The 2,721-nt window shown below is 70.6% G+C and carries 2 protein-coding genes and 1 pseudogene; 2 read left to right on the top strand and 1 reads right to left on the bottom strand.

Going from position 1 to position 2,721, the window contains the following annotated elements:
* Nucleotides 1-114: 114 nt before the first annotated feature.
* A complete protein-coding gene (locus tag J7E68_RS14945) occupies nt 115-891 on the bottom strand; it encodes an IclR family transcriptional regulator (protein ID WP_311417084.1) in 777 nt (258 codons plus the stop codon).
* A 52-nt stretch (nt 892-943) separates the two neighbouring features.
* On the opposite strand from J7E68_RS14945, the gene hutH reads away from it, so the two are divergent.
* Nucleotides 944-2,485 (top strand): histidine ammonia-lyase, encoded by a 1,542-nt coding sequence (gene hutH, locus J7E68_RS14950; RefSeq protein WP_215173894.1) that lies wholly within the window; start codon nt 944-946, stop codon nt 2,483-2,485.
* Nucleotides 2,478-2,721, top strand: a pseudogene (locus J7E68_RS14955) (urocanate hydratase); the annotation flags it as partial. The gene hutH and the pseudogene J7E68_RS14955, both read left to right, overlap by 8 nt.

The following is a 2,721-nucleotide window of genomic DNA, read 5'->3' on the forward strand; positions in this document are numbered from 1 at the left end:
GGTGGCTTTTCTGCGTTAACGTGCGTGCGCGACAAGTACGCGCACGGCGGCACGAACTTCAGCGCCGTCTTCGCGGATCGCCGGTCGTGACGACCGCGAGATGCGGTATCCGGCTCAGCGCTTCAGTCGCGACTCGAGCACGGCCGCGGTATCGCGAACAGCCGCTGCGAGCGTGCTCTCGTCGAGGTCAGCGCCTGCCCACGTGACGGCGACGGCCGCCACCGGCCAGCCGGCGTGATCGCAGACGACGGCCCCGACGCTGCGCAGCCCTTCTGCGACCTCGCTGTCTTCGGTCGCGTAGCCGCGCTCTCGCACGACGCGCAGCAGCTCGCGCAGCTCTGCGGGCTTTCGCGGGCCGAGCCCCGTGCGATCGGGAAAGGCCGACGCATCCGGGTAGAGCGCGCGCACTTGCTCGCGGGGGAGAGCTGCGAGCATTGCTCGTCCCGACGCTGTCAGGTGCGCAGGCAGTCGTACGCCGACATCCGTCACGAGTGCCTGCCGCCTCGGCGCGCGCTCTTCGACGATGTAGAGCACATCGCCCCCGCTCATCACCGCGAGGTGGGCGCTCTCGCCGAGTCGGTCTGACAGTGCGGCGACGAGAGGACGCCCGAGTCGCGCGAGCGGCTGCTGCCTCGCGTACCCTCCGGCGAGTTCGAAGGCCGACGTGCCGAGTCCCCAGCGCCGGTCCTCCTTCATGTGCAGCACGAAACCGTGAGCGGCGAGCGTCGTGAGCAGGTGGTAGACCGTCGAACGCGGCAGATCGAGTTCTCGTGCGATCGCCGAGGCCGCGACCGGCGCCGGCCGCCCGGCCAGATAGCGCAGGATTCGCAGGGTGTTGTCGGCTGCGGGCACCTGCGCGGCGGCGTCGGGACTGTCTGGGATCACAGACACAGGATCCCACGATCGTCTGTCGCGCGCGAGCCGTCGGGTGTGGAATCAAGACATGACCGAACAGCCCCCCGTCCTCGTCGGCGATGCCCCCCTGAGCCACGCAGATGGCGTCGCGGTCGCACGCCACGGCGCCCCCGTGGTGATCAGCCCCGCCGCGTTCGATCGCGTCGCCGAGACTCGGCGCGTGATCGACGGGCTGGCGGCCGACCCGAACCCGCACTACGGCGTATCGACGGGATTCGGCGCCCTCGCCACGACCTTCATCGCCCCCGACCGTCGTCTGCAGCTGCAGGCGAGCCTCATCCGTTCGCACGCGGCCGGCACCGGTGCCGAGGTCGAACGCGAGGTCGTGCGCGGACTCCAGCTGCTGCGCCTGCAGACGTTGACCTCCGGCCGCACCGGCGTCCGCCCCGTCGTCGTCGAGACCTACGCCGCCCTGCTGAATGAGGGCATCACCCCGCTCGTCCGCGAGTACGGGTCGCTCGGATGCTCAGGCGACCTCGCCCCGCTCGCCCATATCGCCCTCGCGGCGATGGGTGAGGGCGACGTCCGCGACGCGTCCGATGAGCTCGTCCCCGCCTCCGAGGCGCTCGCGGCTGCGGGCATCCAGCCCCTCACGCTCGTCGAGAAGGAGGGACTCGCCCTCATCAACGGCACCGACGGCATGCTGGGCATGCTGGTGCTGGCGCTGCATGATCTCGAGACCCTGCTGCTGACCGCAGACATGGCGGCGGCGATGTCGATCGAGTCGCAGATGGGCACGGATGCCGTCTTCGCCGCCGATCTCATGGCGTTGCGCCCCCAGTCGGGGCAGGCCGAGTCCGCCTCTCACCTGCGGTCGTTCCTGCGCGATTCCCCGATCGTGCACAGCCACAAGGGTCCGGAAGACGGCCGGGTGCAGGACGCGTACTCGCTGCGCTGCTCACCGCAGGTGCACGGAGCCGCGCGCGACACCATGGGCTATGCCTCGATGATCGCCGGTCGCGAGCTCGCCAGTGTGATCGACAACCCCGTGATCACGCTCGACGGCCGTATCGAATCGAACGGCAACTTCCATGGGGCGCCGGTCGCCGCCGTGCTCGACTTCCTCGCGATCTCGGTCGCCGACGTGGCCTCGATCTCCGAGCGCCGCACCGATCGCGCCCTCGACCCGGCTCGCAACCACGGCCTGCCGCCGTTCCTCGCCGACGAGGTCGGCGTCGACTCGGGGCTCATGATCGCGCAGTACGCCGCAGCCGGCATCGTGTCGGAACTCAAGCGTCTCGCCGCACCGGCATCCGTCGACTCCATCCCCTCCTCCGCGATGCAGGAGGACCACGTGTCGATGGGGTGGGCGGCCGCTCGCAAGCTGCGTCGAGCGATCGACGGTCTCGGCCGGGTCATCGCGATCGAGATCCTCACCGGCGCCCGTGCGCTCGATCTGCGCGCCCCTCTTCAGGCCGGACCCGCGACCGGCGCCGTGCGCGACCTGGTTCGCACGGTCGCCGCCGGTCCCGGACCCGACCGATTCCTCTCACCCGACATGGAGGCCGTGACCGCCCTGGTGCAGTCCGGTGCCATCGCCCGCATCGCAAAGGAGCACGCGAATGACTGACACCACCCCCGGCACCCCCTCCGCAGGTCCGCGCACGGTGCGCGCCGCCCGCGGCAATCAGCGCACGGCCAAGAGCTGGGGCGCCGAAGCCGCCAAGCGGATGCTGATGAACAACCTCGACGCCGAGGTCGCCGAGCACCCCGAAGACCTCGTCGTCTACGGGGGCACCGGAAAAGCGGCGCGCAGCTGGGAGGCGTACGACGCGATCGTCCGAACCCTCGACGAGCTCGAGCCCG

The organism is Microbacterium sp. ISL-103, assembly GCF_018613995.1.
Taxonomy (GTDB): domain Bacteria; phylum Actinomycetota; class Actinomycetes; order Actinomycetales; family Microbacteriaceae; genus Microbacterium.

Bases quoted from the DNA above. Each gene is read 5' to 3' on its own strand.
- hutH (WP_215173894.1), top strand. From the start codon at position 944: ATGACCGAACAGCCCCCCGTCCTCGTCGGCGATGCCCCCCTGAGCCAC.